This window comes from Chroococcidiopsis cubana SAG 39.79 (assembly GCF_003991895.1).
Lineage (GTDB): Bacteria > Cyanobacteriota > Cyanobacteriia > Cyanobacteriales > Chroococcidiopsidaceae > Chroococcidiopsis > Chroococcidiopsis thermalis.
In genome coordinates, this window is sequence record NZ_RSCK01000068.1 from 21,342 (window position 1) to 35,481 (window position 14,140).

16 protein-coding genes are annotated in these 14,140 nt (G+C 43.4%); 14 read left to right on the plus strand and 2 right to left on the minus strand.

What is annotated here, in order from left to right; all coding sequences use genetic code 11:
• The first annotated feature begins 38 nt into the window (after positions 1 to 38).
• The 5 genes from DSM107010_RS27190 to DSM107010_RS27210 all read left to right on the plus strand — a co-directional run bounded on the left by DSM107010_RS27190 (position 39) and on the right by DSM107010_RS27210 (position 5,450).
• Positions 39 to 1,406, plus strand: a complete 1,368-nt coding sequence (locus DSM107010_RS27190; RefSeq protein WP_106168448.1) for a cellulase family glycosylhydrolase — start codon at positions 39 to 41, stop codon at positions 1,404 to 1,406.
• Between the two features lie 137 nt (positions 1,407 to 1,543).
• A complete protein-coding gene (locus tag DSM107010_RS27195; RefSeq protein WP_106168447.1) occupies positions 1,544 to 1,897 on the plus strand; it encodes an MGMT family protein in 354 nt (117 codons plus the stop codon).
• Between the two features lie 222 nt (positions 1,898 to 2,119).
• A complete protein-coding gene (locus tag DSM107010_RS27200) occupies positions 2,120 to 2,854 on the plus strand; it encodes a 2-phosphosulfolactate phosphatase family protein (protein WP_106168446.1) in 735 nt (244 codons plus the stop codon).
• Between the two features lie 68 nt (positions 2,855 to 2,922).
• Positions 2,923 to 3,225: a hypothetical protein gene (locus DSM107010_RS38770; RefSeq protein WP_158631872.1), complete on the plus strand. Its 303-nt coding sequence runs from the start codon at positions 2,923 to 2,925 to the stop codon at positions 3,223 to 3,225.
• 32 nt (positions 3,226 to 3,257) lie between these two features.
• Positions 3,258 to 5,450: a lytic transglycosylase domain-containing protein gene (locus DSM107010_RS27210; RefSeq protein WP_106168445.1), complete on the plus strand. Its 2,193-nt coding sequence runs from the start codon at positions 3,258 to 3,260 to the stop codon at positions 5,448 to 5,450.
• Positions 5,451 to 5,840: 390 nt separating this feature from the next.
• Here the strand turns inward: DSM107010_RS27210 and DSM107010_RS27215 are convergent, their stop codons facing one another.
• A complete protein-coding gene (locus DSM107010_RS27215; protein ID WP_106168444.1) occupies positions 5,841 to 6,290 on the minus strand; it encodes an acyl-CoA thioesterase in 450 nt (149 codons plus the stop codon).
• 206 nt (positions 6,291 to 6,496) lie between these two features.
• On the opposite strand from DSM107010_RS27215, the gene tatC reads away from it, so the two are divergent.
• On the plus strand, positions 6,497 to 7,297 hold the full coding sequence (gene tatC, locus DSM107010_RS27220; protein ID WP_106168443.1) for a twin-arginine translocase subunit TatC: 801 nt from the start codon (positions 6,497 to 6,499) through the stop codon (positions 7,295 to 7,297).
• 12 nt (positions 7,298 to 7,309) lie between these two features.
• Here tatC and DSM107010_RS27225 read toward each other — a convergent pair whose 3' ends face one another.
• A complete protein-coding gene (locus DSM107010_RS27225) occupies positions 7,310 to 7,666 on the minus strand; it encodes a ComF family protein (protein WP_338418747.1) in 357 nt (118 codons plus the stop codon).
• A 35-nt stretch (positions 7,667 to 7,701) separates the two neighbouring features.
• Here DSM107010_RS27225 and DSM107010_RS27230 point away from each other — a divergent pair, with 35 nt between their 5' ends.
• The 8 genes from DSM107010_RS27230 to DSM107010_RS38000 all read left to right on the plus strand — a co-directional run bounded on the left by DSM107010_RS27230 (position 7,702) and on the right by DSM107010_RS38000 (position 14,066).
• Positions 7,702 to 8,832, plus strand: coding sequence for a tyrosine-type recombinase/integrase (locus DSM107010_RS27230; RefSeq protein ID WP_158631873.1), 1,131 nt, complete (start codon positions 7,702 to 7,704; stop codon positions 8,830 to 8,832).
• A gap of 175 nt (positions 8,833 to 9,007) precedes the next feature.
• Positions 9,008 to 9,157 (plus strand): hypothetical protein, encoded by a 150-nt coding sequence (locus DSM107010_RS38775; protein ID WP_158631874.1) that lies wholly within the window; start codon positions 9,008 to 9,010, stop codon positions 9,155 to 9,157.
• 68 nt (positions 9,158 to 9,225) lie between these two features.
• The gene (locus tag DSM107010_RS27235; protein ID WP_106168441.1) at positions 9,226 to 9,537 is read left to right on the plus strand and encodes a hypothetical protein; all 312 of its coding nucleotides are present in this window, start codon (positions 9,226 to 9,228) and stop codon (positions 9,535 to 9,537) included.
• 154 nt (positions 9,538 to 9,691) lie between these two features.
• Positions 9,692 to 11,848, plus strand: a complete 2,157-nt coding sequence (locus tag DSM107010_RS27240; RefSeq protein WP_106170117.1) for a VapE domain-containing protein — start codon at positions 9,692 to 9,694, stop codon at positions 11,846 to 11,848.
• A gap of 372 nt (positions 11,849 to 12,220) precedes the next feature.
• Complete coding sequence (locus DSM107010_RS27245) at positions 12,221 to 12,880, plus strand: nucleoside 2-deoxyribosyltransferase (RefSeq protein WP_106170119.1); 660 nt, start codon at positions 12,221 to 12,223, stop codon at positions 12,878 to 12,880.
• A gap of 256 nt (positions 12,881 to 13,136) precedes the next feature.
• On the plus strand, positions 13,137 to 13,403 hold the full coding sequence (locus DSM107010_RS27250; protein WP_106170122.1) for a hypothetical protein: 267 nt from the start codon (positions 13,137 to 13,139) through the stop codon (positions 13,401 to 13,403).
• 159 nt (positions 13,404 to 13,562) lie between these two features.
• On the plus strand, positions 13,563 to 13,748 hold the full coding sequence (locus DSM107010_RS27255) for a hypothetical protein (protein ID WP_106170124.1): 186 nt from the start codon (positions 13,563 to 13,565) through the stop codon (positions 13,746 to 13,748).
• A gap of 171 nt (positions 13,749 to 13,919) precedes the next feature.
• The gene (locus tag DSM107010_RS38000) at positions 13,920 to 14,066 is read left to right on the plus strand and encodes a hypothetical protein (RefSeq protein WP_158631875.1); all 147 of its coding nucleotides are present in this window, start codon (positions 13,920 to 13,922) and stop codon (positions 14,064 to 14,066) included.
• Positions 14,067 to 14,140: the final 74 nt, after the last annotated feature.

The window sequence follows — 14,140 nt, forward strand, 5'->3', positions numbered from 1 at the left end:
TTTATTTTAACTTTTAGCTTTTGACTTTTAACTTTCATATGAATCTAACTAGAAGGCAATTAATTCAAGCTGGATCGTATGCAGCGATGGGAGCGATCGCCACTCATTTACTACCTGCTAATAGTGCAGCTTCCGAACCTTTCTATGGAATTAATGCTTTCTATCTTTTGACAGAAAGCTATCGGAAAGCAAAGGAAAATCCTCAAGCTAATCTACGTCAAACTATCCGCAAATACCTGCAAGACGAACTGGGATTAGCGAGATTACGCGATCGCAGTAAAATTAATGCAATTCGGTTTCTTGCTGGTAATAACTATCCCTCAGACAAAAGACAAACTGTAAAAAAGGGAGTCAATCGACCGTTTCATTTTGATGCCATGCTGTGGACGACGGCTCAACAAATGGATCGTCGAGTGCTAGATGTTTTAGACGCAATGATGCAGTCATTAGCCGAAATGGAATTCTATATCGTGCCTGTTTTGGCTAACTATTGGATCGAGTACGGTGGTATTCTTAGATATTTAGAATGGGTAAGCAAAATCGAGCGAGAAGAATGGTTTGACGCTTATTGCAACCGCAAAGATGAAGAATATTATTTGAAATATAGCCTTGATTTTTATACAAGCCCAGCAATTGAAAAATTATTTCAAACTCACATTCAACCCGTACTTCAAGTTTGTCGAAAATATTCTCAAGTGGCAATTCTCGATATTATGAACGAACCACGGGGTAAGAATCGCTACAGTATGGAGAATCAAAAGATTGAGAACAATTTATATTCTCATCAAATAGTGGCTCAGTGGTTAAATCGTCAAGCTAGTTTTGTGAAAAGGAGTTTGCCAAAAGTTAATATTACTACAGGTGAAGAGGGTTGGTTAAATTCTCCTATAGACTTGCAATTAAATTATCTCAAAAACGAAAGCCAGTATTATGAAGGAATCGATCTAAAAACTAATCTGTTTGCGCCAAATAGTACTTTGACAATGGGAAGCATCCACATGTATACCCATGAAGCAGTAGAATTTAACAAACCTAACGAGTGTGGTAGACGATTCCGCGATCGCCGTGGTTGGGATTATTTACTACAACCAGATCGCCCCCAGACTCCCGAAAGTTACGTAAAAATGGGAGAAGAATGGATAAAATCTCGTGCTACTGTATTTGGTAATAAACCTTGGTATTTAGGAGAAATGGGCTGGTGTCGCTGTCAGTCAAAGACAGATCGTTCTCCTCTCCCAGCTACTGTATTACAAAAAGAACGAATTCCAATTTATCGAAACTGGGCAAAACAGGCTTTTCAATTGGGCGCAAAAGGCGTATTTTTGTGGGAATTAGCAGGGATAACACACCGCGATGAATTTTACGCCATGAACCTGAATCAAATTATTGACGTATTTCCACGATGAAACAGTGACTGGTGGCTAGTGGCTAGTGGCTGGAGATCAGGGGAAAAAGAGAGCTGAGGGAGCAAGAAAATTCAAAATTCACCACTCACTACACCCCACACCCCACACCCTGATAACTGGTAACTGATAACTGCCAAATGTCTACCTACAATACCATCTACAACATAGTGCGCCAAATTCCTAGAGGAAAAGTAGCCACCTACGGACAAATAGCAGACTTAGCAAATCTCTATGGTAAAGCTCGTCTAGTCGGCTATGCTCTTTATCGCGTAGATAAAAACTCTGATATTCCCTGGCAGCGAGTGATTAATGCAAAAGGCGAAATCTCCTATTCACCTCTGCGACATGGTGCAGACTACTTGCAAAAATCGTTGCTAGAGCAAGAAGGAATAAAATTCAACTCAGCCGGAAAAATCAATCTCAAAGAATATCTGTGGCATCCTTCTAGAGACATGCTGCATGGAACTATCTTAAGTTCTCTCGATCTATAGAAATTTATAATCGTAAGTATTTGAATTTCTGAATAGTACAAAAGACACCACGTATTGCAATTGAAAGGAAAACCTAGACATAGTACTTGCACAGCATAAACCGTTCGCGATCGCCTTTCTCATTCAAACTTAGCAAGCACCAAAATCAAAGATAATTGTTAAACAATCTTTGGTAAGATTGCGGAAGTTTGAATTAAATTTAAAATTATAGGGCGCTCCCCCGTGAAGCTATACGTCTATCACACTCCAGAATTAGTACCTGGAGACTGCAACCCAGATTGTGCGATCGCCGTAGACGTACTCAGAGCCACGTCTACTATAGCAACTGTCCTAGCCGCTGGTGGCGAAGCCGTTCAAGTATTTAGCGATCTAGAACAACTCATGCACGTCAGCGATAAATGGTCGCCAGAAAAACGACTGCGGGCAGGAGAACGAGGCGGGGGAAAAGTTGCAGGCTTTGACATGGGAAACTCCCCTCTCGACTGCACCCCAGAAAAAGTTGAAGGTAGACGATTATTTATTAGTACAACAAATGGGACTCGCGCCCTACAAAAAATCGAGAATGCTCCAACTGTAATGGCAGCAGCTTTGATCAATCGGGCAGCAGTAGTAAAGTACGTGTTAGAAAAACAACCAGAAACAGTCTGGATTGTCGGTTCGGGTTGGGAAGGCAGTTTTTCATTAGAGGATACAGTTTGTGCGGGGGCGATCGCCCATAGTTTATGGGAGAAGACTAGCTTACCAATCGAAGAAATAGCGGGTAACGATGAAGTCATCTGCGCGACTGCGCTATTTGCCCAATGGCAAGATAAGTTATTAGAGCTAATGCACCAAGCCAGTCACGGTAAGCGGTTGTTACGCCTAGACTGTCACGAAGATCTAAAATACTGCTCTCAGACAGATATATTAAATGTGGTTCCGATCCAAAAAGAACCTGGGGTTTTAGTCAAGCTGTAATTGATGCCAACACTGATTCTAACTCCACGTCACACAGCAGACACACAGGAGCGAGTAGTAAGTAGTGCATGAAGAAGGGGTGTGGGGGAGCCAGTGCGGTGCGGGGGGTTCCGCGCCCTGAAGCAACTAGCGTTGTAGGGTGTAGGGTGCGGGGAATTTTGAATTTTGAATGCGTGAATTTTGAATTGCTCCCTTGTCCTCCTTGTCCCCCTTCGCCCCCTAATCCCCACTCCCTTCGGTCGCGGGGAAGAGCGAGTTCCCCCTTGTCCTACTTCCTGCTCCCGACTCCCGACTCCCTGTTTTTCAGAAAAATTAAAAGCGATCGCAGCAGCCAGTTGCCAATTGGGAATGCTAGATTGGCAGAGATTTAATCTAAAGTTCAGGTTAACTAAACTTAATCTTTATGTTGCAGCGACGATCTTATGCTTTTGCCGCTGGGGTATGCTTATTTATTGCTCTACTGGGTGTACCGCTGATAGTTGCTAACTACAATAACTATCGAGAGAACGGAATTGCTCTGCTGAGACCGCAAGGAAAAAACGGCTTAGATATTCCAAAATCAGGAGTTTTATCCCTAGTTTCTCTTTCTCCCAGCGAGAGAGCAGGACGATTACAAGCGATCGCCCAACAATCTAGCTCTCGCGAGCGCAGCCGCGCCCGTTACCTTATAGCGAGCGACCTTATCATACAACGGCAAGGCGACAAAGCGATCGCGGTTTTGCAAGATTTAGAAAAAGATTATCCCGAACTAGCGGCTCATATCGCCCTCAAACGCGCCCAAGCCTATTCTTTGACGGGAGATAAGGTAAGAACTCAAGCCGCTTGGCAAGACTTACTCCAGCGCCATTCTAAAAGTCCGGTAGCAGCAGAAGCCTTGTTCGTGCTGGGGAAAAACGAACCGCAATATTGGCAAGAAGCGATCGCCCTATTTCCCAGCCATCCCCGCAGTTTAGATATTGCCCGTTTGCTACTCCAAGAAAATCCCCAGCAGCCGCGATTGCAGTTACTTTTGGCGCAATATGACTACCAGAAGCCGGAGATCGTCCCTGTTTTAGATCGCTTAGTCAGTCAGTCGGCGGCGCAACTCAAACCCCAACATTGGCAAACAGTCGCCCAAGCTTACTGGGAGAATCGGGAATATGGTAAAGCTGCTGTCGCCTACGCTAAATCGCCTCGTACCCCCCGCAACGTTTATCGCTGGGGCAGAGGATTGCAATTGAGTACCAAACAAACAGAAGCTATTTCTGTTTACAAACAACTAGTAGCTGCTTATCCCAACGCAGAAGAATCTGGAATGGCGCTGATGCGATTGGCGCGGATATCCAAACCGAAAGAAGCTATTTCATATTTAGATCGGATTGTCAATCGTTTTCCCAAACAAGCAGGGGAAGCATTGGTAGCAAAAGCAAATTTACTCGACAATCTGAATAGTAAGCAATCTGCTGCCAAAGTCCGACAATTATTATTAGATAAATATGGCGATTCAGATGCCGCAGCGGAATATCGCTGGCAAGTCGCACAAGAAAAAGCTGCAAAAAAAGATTATCAAGCCGCAACGAGATGGGCAGAAGCTATTCCTCAGCGCAATTCCGAACATATTCTCGCACCTAGATCGGCTTTTTGGATCGGGAAATGGGCACAGAAATTAGGTAAAAGTGAAGCTGCCAAAACTGCTTTTGAATATGTTTTGAGTAAGTTTCCCCAGTCTTATTATGCGTGGCGATCGGCTACACTTTTGGGTTTAGATGTTGGTGATTTTACAACTGTACGTCAGATAAACCCCGATTTTTCATTGCCTCAACGTGTCCTTCCGCTTGCTGGTTCTCCTGCTTTAAAAGAGCTTTATCAATTAGGGCAAGATGCTGATGCTATAGCTTTATGGCAGGTAGAATACAGCAATCCAGAAAAACCAACTGTAGCCGAACAATTTACCGATGGTTTAATGTATTTGGCGAAGGGAGAAAACTTAATTGGTATTAATGAAATTTCCACTTTAGAAGACAGAGATATTCCTTTAGAAAAAGCAGAATATCAAAATTTGAGTAAACAGCTAGGCTATTGGCAAGCACGTTATCCTTTTCCTTACTTACCATTAATTCAAACTTGGGCGCAACAACATCAGCTCAATCCGCTTTTAGTCACGGCTTTAATTCGTCAAGAATCACGTTTTGAACCGACAATTCGTTCTGTAGCTGGAGCAGTAGGATTAATGCAAGTAATGCCTGGTACAGCTCAATACATAGCAGAAAAGATTAACGTACCTAAGTATGATTTAGAAAATCCCCAGGATAATATCCAACTAGGAACCTGGTATATGGATTACACCCACAATCGGTTTGATAATTATTCATTGTTGGCGATCGCGAGTTACAATGCTGGTTGGAGCAACGTAGAAAAATGGTTAAAGCGTTTCAATACTCAAGATCCCGATGAATTTGTGGAATCAATTCCTTTTGGAGAAACGCAGGGATACGTGCGTCAAGTATTCGGGAATTATTGGAATTATCTGCGATTATACAACCCACAAGTTTCTCGATTAGTTGCTAAATATTCTGACGTGCATCCGTCGATGTCAATTGATGTAGCAAGTAATTAGATCCTCCTAAATCCTCCTTAAAAAGGAGGACTTGCCGAATTTAAATATTAAATTTAACTTTTCAAAATATTTGATAATAGATGTAAATGTTTACGCAGTTTAGCAAAACATTAGCCTTATCTATTGTACGGCGATTGCGATCGCACACCAGATGGTAATCTGGTGAAATTACTGTTGGAGTGAAAATAGGTTCGAGGATAAATTTGCTCTAGGCGATCGCTTAACCTCAGAAGATATTGAAATTAATTCAGATGGACGGGTTTTTCTAAGAGCAAAATCTAAAAACGGACAACCGAGAATTTATACGATTACTTATACCGCTAGAGACAGTGCTGGCAACTTAACTCAAACTAGTGCAGAAGCCAAGGTTTCACCAGAAGATAAATAAAGCTACACTTTTGCTGTTTCTCGATTGGAATTAGCGCTAAATTCAGAAATTACATAAGCATTAAATAATTCTCGTTCCTTCGTTGGCAATCGACGCGGACGCTTAGTTTCTCGATCGATGAATAGTCCTTTTTGCTGTGCTTCGGCTATCAACGTATTATCACCATTAAAAAAGCGAAAATCTAGTATGGCAGATGCAGCTCTGAGTTCGGAAAGCCATAACTCTAAGCGCACGCGATCGCCTAAATAGAGAGGATTTTTGTAAGTAATATTTGTTTGAACCAATATAGGCACAAAACCGCGTTCTGCGATCGCGTGAATTGGCATTCCTACCGCTTCTAACAACTTAGTCCTTCCAATTTCCATCCACTGCTGATAAACAGAATTATTCACATGACCGACAAAATCGATCTGATAGGTGTAAATCTCTAAATCTAAACAAATCTTCTTCATTTCTTTTATTCTTTGCGCCTCTGCGTCTTTGCGCGACCAAAATCTTCTTAACTCACTAGTGACAAGATATCGTAGTCACCAGCCAGTGACAACAGGACAATTTTTCGATGAGGCAAGATAAAGAGGAGGCAAAAGCTAGATCTCCCTACTCCCTGCTCCCTTCATTACAGATACAATATTCATCAGATATGGAAATGGCTTGAGTAATGACACCACCCTCTGAAGTTGACACTGCATCTCAGGCAGATGTAAATAATGACATCGAGCCAGCGGTTCAAGAGCAAGATTCTTATCTGAACGAACTGCCTGACGAAGTGGAAATGTCCCTGTTCGAGCATCTAGAGGAGTTGCGGCAGCGGATTTTCTATGCCCTAATTGCTGTAGTCGTAGGGGTTATTGGCTGTTTCATAGCCGTCAAACCGATTGTTAGATTATTAGAAGTGCCAGCACAGGGAGTTAAGTTTCTACAACTGGCTCCAGGCGAATACTTTTTTGTTTCGATCAAAGTCGCAGGCTACAGCGGTTTACTTGTAGCCAGTCCATTCATCCTCTACCAGATCGTCCAGTTTGTTTTACCAGGATTGACACGCCGCGAACGCCGCTTAATTGCACCAATCGTTTTAGGTTCTACCGTGCTGTTTGGAGCCGGATTAGCCTTTGCTTACCTGGTACTGATTCCAGCTGCATTAAATTTCTTTATCAGCTACGGAGCAGATGTAGTAGAACAACTATGGTCGATCGATCGCTACTTTGAATTTGTCTTGCTGTTCATGTTCAGCATCGGTTTAGCGTTTCAGATTCCCATTATCCAAGCCTTACTCGGTATATTGGGTATTGTATCTTCTGCCAAAATGCTGTCGGGATGGCGCTTTGTCTTGCTAGGTGCGGTAGTCTTGGGAGCAGTATTAACACCCTCTACCGATCCGATAACTCAATCTCTGCTCGCGGGTGCGGTGCTGGCGCTCTACTTTGGTGGTATTGGTATAGTTAAAGTTTTGGGCAAATAAGATTTGTGATTTTTAGCCCTTTCCTTTCAAGGTAGCAGCGATCGCCCCGACTCCAAAAACTTGAATCCCCTCTTGACGCAAAGTCTGAGCGGCTGAGCGAACTGTTGCGCCAGTTGTATAGATATCGTCTAAGATCAAAACTGGACGTACAGGGCGACGGTGACGAAAATCCGACCCGAGGTGAAAGGCTCCAACTAAATTTTGCTCTCGCTCGTTTGCAGGTAATTCAAACTGGCGTACAGTTTGGCGCGTGCGCTCCAATCCCTGCGATCGCAATTTTAGCCCCGTCATCTGACAAAAACTCCGCGCTAATAACTCCGCTTGGTTGAAGCCGCTAGAGGCTAAACACAGCAGGACTTTGACACCAATATCCTCTCACTCATACTCAGTTGGAGCGTACTCAAGTGGGAAGGAGAAGGAAGGTTACGCAGGTACACGTTGAAGTCGCTGGCTTTAGCTTGAGGCTTAGATTCAGGCATGGAGGCAAGCAGCACACATTTCATCCAGGTTTGATAGATTGTGATGAGGGTAGGAAAGAGGCGCAGGTAATAGCCAAGCAGGTAGAGTTGGATTTGCTAGCAGGCGGCTTTGACCCTACCTTCAGGAAATACAAATCCAGCGCAGTCGGTGTAAGTAGGGTAGACGTGCCACCACCCAGCAAAACACCGCCGAAGACAGTAGAGGACTTGTTTGAAAGCTTTCTAGCCTACAAGCAAGAAATTTTGTATAAAGCTAGCCTGCAAAGGTACTCAGCACTGCTCAAACACATCAAGCGCAGCGACATAGGGAAGCTTCCAGCCTCAGCTCTGACCCCGCATGATGTCGCGCTATTTGTTAGCTCAATAAAAAGTAAGTACGCGGCAATATCTTTGAAGCAAAGACTAATTCTATTAGCCGCTTGTTGGGATTGGGCAGAACTACCAAATAACTCTTGGAAAGCGGCTGTAAAAGCGGTGAAGCTACCACCCAAGATGAGGGCTAAGGTTTTCACACAAACAGAGGTGCAGGCTATTTTGAGCGAGATTCAACGGACATTTCCTCACTATTGGGGATTTGTCCTATTTTTGTTTGGTACTGGTTGCAGGCTCGGTGAAGCGATTGGATTGCAGTGGAAACACGTCAGCGATGACTGCTCGACGATTTGGGTTGGTGAGGCGGTGACAGCATTGGATGGGCGAAAACCTACAAAAACAAACCAAGCGCGTATCATCACCCTCAGCCCAAGTCTACGTAATTTGCTGCTGGGGATGAAGTCAATTGGCGCTAGACCTGAAGACCCGCTGTTTACCACAGAAAAGGGCAGACCTGTCATGTTAACCAACTTCCGGCTTCGGGTATGGAAACCAACTCTACAGACGTTAGATATACCCTACCGTCCTGCCTCCAAAGCACGCGCAACATTTGTGACCCATTGCCTCCAGAGCGGTATGGCTCCTATTGAAGTCTCAGCATTATCAGGTCACTCAACTCAAGTGATGTACCAACACTATGCAGGATTGCTTAGCGCCCCACAAATTCCAGAGCTATACCAATAAATTCAATTAAACTTCCAAACTTGTACTAAAAAACTAACAACTCCTCATGTATTTTCATGTGTTATAGATATGTTTTACGTAGAGTCTCGTACTGTTTTCATGTAAATTCGCACCGAAGTATGTTATATTACAAATATATGCACAAGAGGCATAATTCAGAAAAGGAATACAAGAAATGGCTGCAAAAAGTGTGTATTTGCCAGATGAAGTGATTGTAGCAGTGAATAAAAAAGCTGCTGAAGATAATCGTAGTTTTTCTTTCGTGTTAGCGGAAGTGCTACGTAAAGAGTTTAGTTTAAGCAAATCGAGTCAGAAGTCTGCATAGCAAAAAAGGCAGGAGTTATCAGCTCTTGCCTCGTACGTAAAAAACTTTTAAGGAGTTCGATTATAGCAATGAATGTACTAGAACAGCAACGAGCATTATTACCGAAACACCTACAAGACAAATTCGAGTATTGTCCGGTGACAGACGAAGAAAATGCGGTGAGAGAAGTAGCCAATTGGATGTACAGGGCTAAGAAGTACCTGAAACGTCCTTTTGGTGACGATATTGAAGCTGATAAGGCGGAGATAGAGTGGAGGGAAAGGATTTGCCATGAAGCGCAAATGGCTCTACCACCGATGGTAAGGGGTTGGGATTTCTGGTATGGCGAAAAGGCTTTGGAGTTACTGATGGGAGAAATAGAAAAACCAACTAGCCCCTAAAGCAAAAGAGAGGGGTGCTGCAAACACTCCCTCCCTTCAGTAGTGATTTTTACTGCGTCTTCCTAACAAAAAATACGTCCGTCAAACGTATTTAATCACAAACCAAAGTCTCAACTAAGGTCTCAAACTAAGTCAAAAACTAAGGTCTCAAACTATGATAAACCATTCAGAGAGCGGATTTCAGGAATCATTACCAAATCGTAACAATTCTGTTGTAGAGCAAGGTATAGCGGATTTTATAATAACTCCAGCACAAGTCTCAATGAAAGTTGGACTGTATCAACACGATTGGGACGACTGCATTAAACGAGGACTAACGCCAGAATTTATAATCGAGCGCATCAAAGACGGAACCCTGTACAGCTTTACGATTAATTACCGCAATAAACTTCCTCATTTCCCACATATTATCGGCAGCGAGTTAGTTGAAGACGTGTTGGTGATGCGGTTTAGTAAAGCAGAACCCATACGGAAGCGGCAGGAGTTTGCTCAGATTAAACCCAAGAAGGAGTTTTATCGAAACGGAAAAAGACTCAAGTATCTATCCCCTAGTGGTGTCCAATCTCAAGCGTACATTCCACCTGATTGCAAAGCGATTACAGAAGGAATGCTAGATGCTTTAGTAGGAAGATGTCGCGGTGGTATTTCTATAGGGGCTTTGGCTGGGGTATCCCATTTCAGAAAAGCATTACCAGAGGGACACGGGTACACAATCTTATTTGATGCTGATGGAAGAGATAATCCTAGCGTGATTGGCAACCTTTACCATGCTGGCAAACACGGTAAATGCAAGATTCAACTCATCCCGCGCATCAAAGGAGAACCTAAAGCAGGGATAGAAGAATACTTCAAAGCTGGTTATACGGCAGATGATTTCAAGCAACTAATAGAATCAGCACTCAAGCCGGATGACTTTTTACGGCAGATAATAGATGAACTCAACATCCAAGCCAGCCCGAAACTAGTGGAGTATTTGATTAAGCTAGCTGCTAACAATTGGACGGAGTTTGAGACACTAGCGGTTATCAGCAATCTAGAGAAACGGAAGATAATCGACAAGCCAATGAGCAGTTGTCTTAGGAAGAAAGTTAAGGTTATCCTGCGGAAAACTGAACAGAAGAAACATAAGGTGTCTACTGTGAAGCAAGAACGCCCAGCATGGCAGGATGATAGATTAATTGAAACGAGGCGATTAGAATCATTGTTTGACGACCACTTTGGCGATAAATTGCAGTACGACATAATCAAGCAGGTATCCTACTACGAAGGCAAGCCTCTTCTAGAACAGAAACTAGAGAGAGAGTGTTGCAAGCTACTGGACAAAGATTTAACCAAGTACAGGGTTCTAGATGCTGCGTACATCCATGCTAAGCACCACGAATACAATTACCCCAAGATATACCTGAATGAAGTCAAGAAGCTTCATCCAGAGACTAATGGTGTAATAGAGAGAGTGGCTAGGAAAATCTTAGGCGTTGACCATCCTCTAGAGATTGAATACCTCAAACGCTGGGCTGTAGGGGCAGTCAAGAGAGTACACGAACCTGGATGTCAGTTTGATACAGCTTTGATTCTTCAGGGTGCGCAGGGACTACTCAAAACTAGCTTCTTCGTAGAGTTAGCTGGTTTTGATGCAGCAGGTAAGCCGTTGTTCCATAAAGAGAGTCGGGATTTAAAGGATAAGGACGCAATAATCTCAATGCATCGACACTGGATTGTCCAACTCGATGAGATTGAAGTAGCCGTAACCAGGCATGAAACCGGAACCATGAGGAATTTCATGGATGCTAGGTACGATTCATTTCGCCATCCTTACGGGCGAGTCACAGAGGAAATGCCGCGTAGATTCGTGCTATGTGGTACAGTCAATCCTCAGCGATTCTTGGTAGACGAACACGGCAATAGACGATATTGGGTGATTGCAGTCAAGAAGAAGATTGACATCGATTTAGTAAAAGAGCTGCGCGACCAGTTCTGGGCTGAGGCAATGCACTTGTATGAAGAGGGATGCTCATCGTACTTAACTGATGCTATGCAGGTCTTGTCCAATGAGTTGAATAAAAAGTATGAGGTAGAAGGAACTTGGGATGAGATGGTAGAAGAATTTCTTCAAAGCCGTATAGCACCTGTATCTACGACAGAAATCTATCAACACCTAGACGTAGAACCGTCTGAATATCGTAGACACGATGTATGGCTGAATAAGTGCCTAACTCGTTTGGGTTGGACGAAGAATAAGTTTCGCTACCAAGGACAAGCACCTAAACATTACTGGGAAAAGCCAAATCAGACTAATCGTGAAGCTGAGTAGCCAAAGAATGGTTTTCCTTCTGGTAGGCGTGTAACCTAATGTTCCATCTTTGCGAGGGTGGTACGAAGGCTTCACATGACCGTATATCAAGAGTTTTGCTGCTATGTTCTTACTGTTCCACCCCCTCTTAAAAGAATAGAAATATATATGTGTTTTCTACGGATATGTATAGTGTGTTGTATGTTACTAATATATGTCTACGTGTTTTTTACACATATGTATATATTACTCGGAGAGGTGGGTGGAACGTAGGAACGGAAAACCGAAACCGTTGATATATAAGGGCTAGAAGCTGGTTAGGGAGTTGGAACAAGGGTGGAATGTCGGAACGCTTTTTTGTAACACAATCTGATACAAAATTAGGAGTTAGTTATGGTTAGACCGAAGAAAGTTTATTTTGCGGGAAAAGTCAACCACGGTGGCGGTTATCGTGGGAAGTTGTTAGGAAACCCTAGAGTGATGTCAGATGGATACAAAACCTACCATATTGGTAACTATGCAATTGATTATCATGGAGCATTTGCTATTAGCTGCGACCACGGTTGTTTTCACGGGGACGGCGACCACGGTTGGGGGTTCGGCAATGTTGATTATGAATGTGGTCAGTTCGTAGATGAGTTATCGAATGGTGCTTCTGTTAAATGGGACGTTGCAACTACAAAACCACACGAGGATGGTGTGTATGTAAATGGTTACTTTAGCAGTCGTGAGGATTTAGTAAAGAGGTGTTTCAATCAGATTCAGACATGTGACGCTGTACATGCTTACATTGACTCCTTCGACTGCTACGGCACTCTTGTAGAGCTGGGCTATGCTGCGGCTTTGAATAAACCAACTTACATCGTTCTAGCGCCTAACGTCAGTCAGGATGTTTCAATCCTAGAAAAGGACGAATTATGGTTTGTTAAACACACTCCTAATATTAAGTCCATAAAATACGATGGAGGGGAAACCTTCATCCATACTGATTTACTCGTTCCATCTTCTGTCGAGGAGAGTCCGTCTGCTTTTCGTTCCCGGTTGAAGTTTTAAGTGGCTCAACGGCTCACCGCACAGTAGCAAAAACCCGTTTTGGAATTTTTATTGACACCATTCTCAATAAAAACAGCTGCCGTACCCCCCATTTTTTAAAAAAAAGCCTCGACAGCAGCTGCAAAAATGTCCGTTTTTCAAGGGTTCTAGGAGCAGATTGTTATAAGGGGGGTAAGTGTGTAACGAAAAGTAACAGCCCCCCAGAGCATTTGATTCACCCGCAGCGTTAATGAGTACAAATTACTAGGAGGTAGTTATGAAATCTTACTTTGATTACGTTTACTTGCCTTACTGCATCCAGAAACAGGCTAATGGAAAATTCGTTGTGTTGAATAGGGACTACAAACCACTAGGAACGCTAAGCAGGGATTGGGTAGATTATGCACCGCATGAAGTGAAGCTAAGGCTTAAGGATACGGAATACCTTTACGACGATAGTTGTGTCCCTCACAGGAGTGATGCAGCCATGAAGCAGTATCTTGATAAGGTTGCTAGATTGGCGAGGTTTAAGATTAGCTCCTGATGGTAGGTATATGTAAGGTGGTAGGAGACATTTATATAGGTGTTGAGAAATGCTGATACACGGTGCGAAGCCAAAAATAGTACAGTAGGTAGTACGACACCTGACGCACTTAAACGCAGTCATAAATCATCCAGGTGCTTACTTCGGCATCACCACCTTATGAAGTCTTACATTGTCTGCGCTGAAGCTGACGGTATCGAACTCTATTGGACTGGCGGACGTAACGGCTACTGGACTAAGAGTTATGCCGATGCCTATCGTTACAAATCAATATCTAGTGCCAGGGAAGTTTTGGAGCGAGAACACCCTAGCGGGATTACTGTCATGTGGATAGTGGAAGTGTAGTTGTAGTTGATTTGGATGAGGATGGCAGGTTAGTCAGGTAAGTGCGTAATTTACGCAGATGAAATGCTTATGATGGGGTAGAATTCATTTGCTTGCTATGCCCGTAGATAGAAGGCAATTTAGCTGGCTGTAGTGTCCAATACAAAGGATAATCACCAGTTCCCTCCAAACATGGTTTTACAGCGTTCTCCCCAGAACAATCCGCATGACGACAGCCACCCTAACCCGCTAGTGCTGGCTGTTAATGATTATGCTGATAATCTAGAACTCCTTACCTGTCTGCTAGAAACAGTTGGATGTGATTCTATTGCTGCCTAATACTACAGTTGTAGATAGCTGAGCGATTGGGAAAGGCGACGTTTGTAATGATAAAACTTAGCAATCGCTTGATG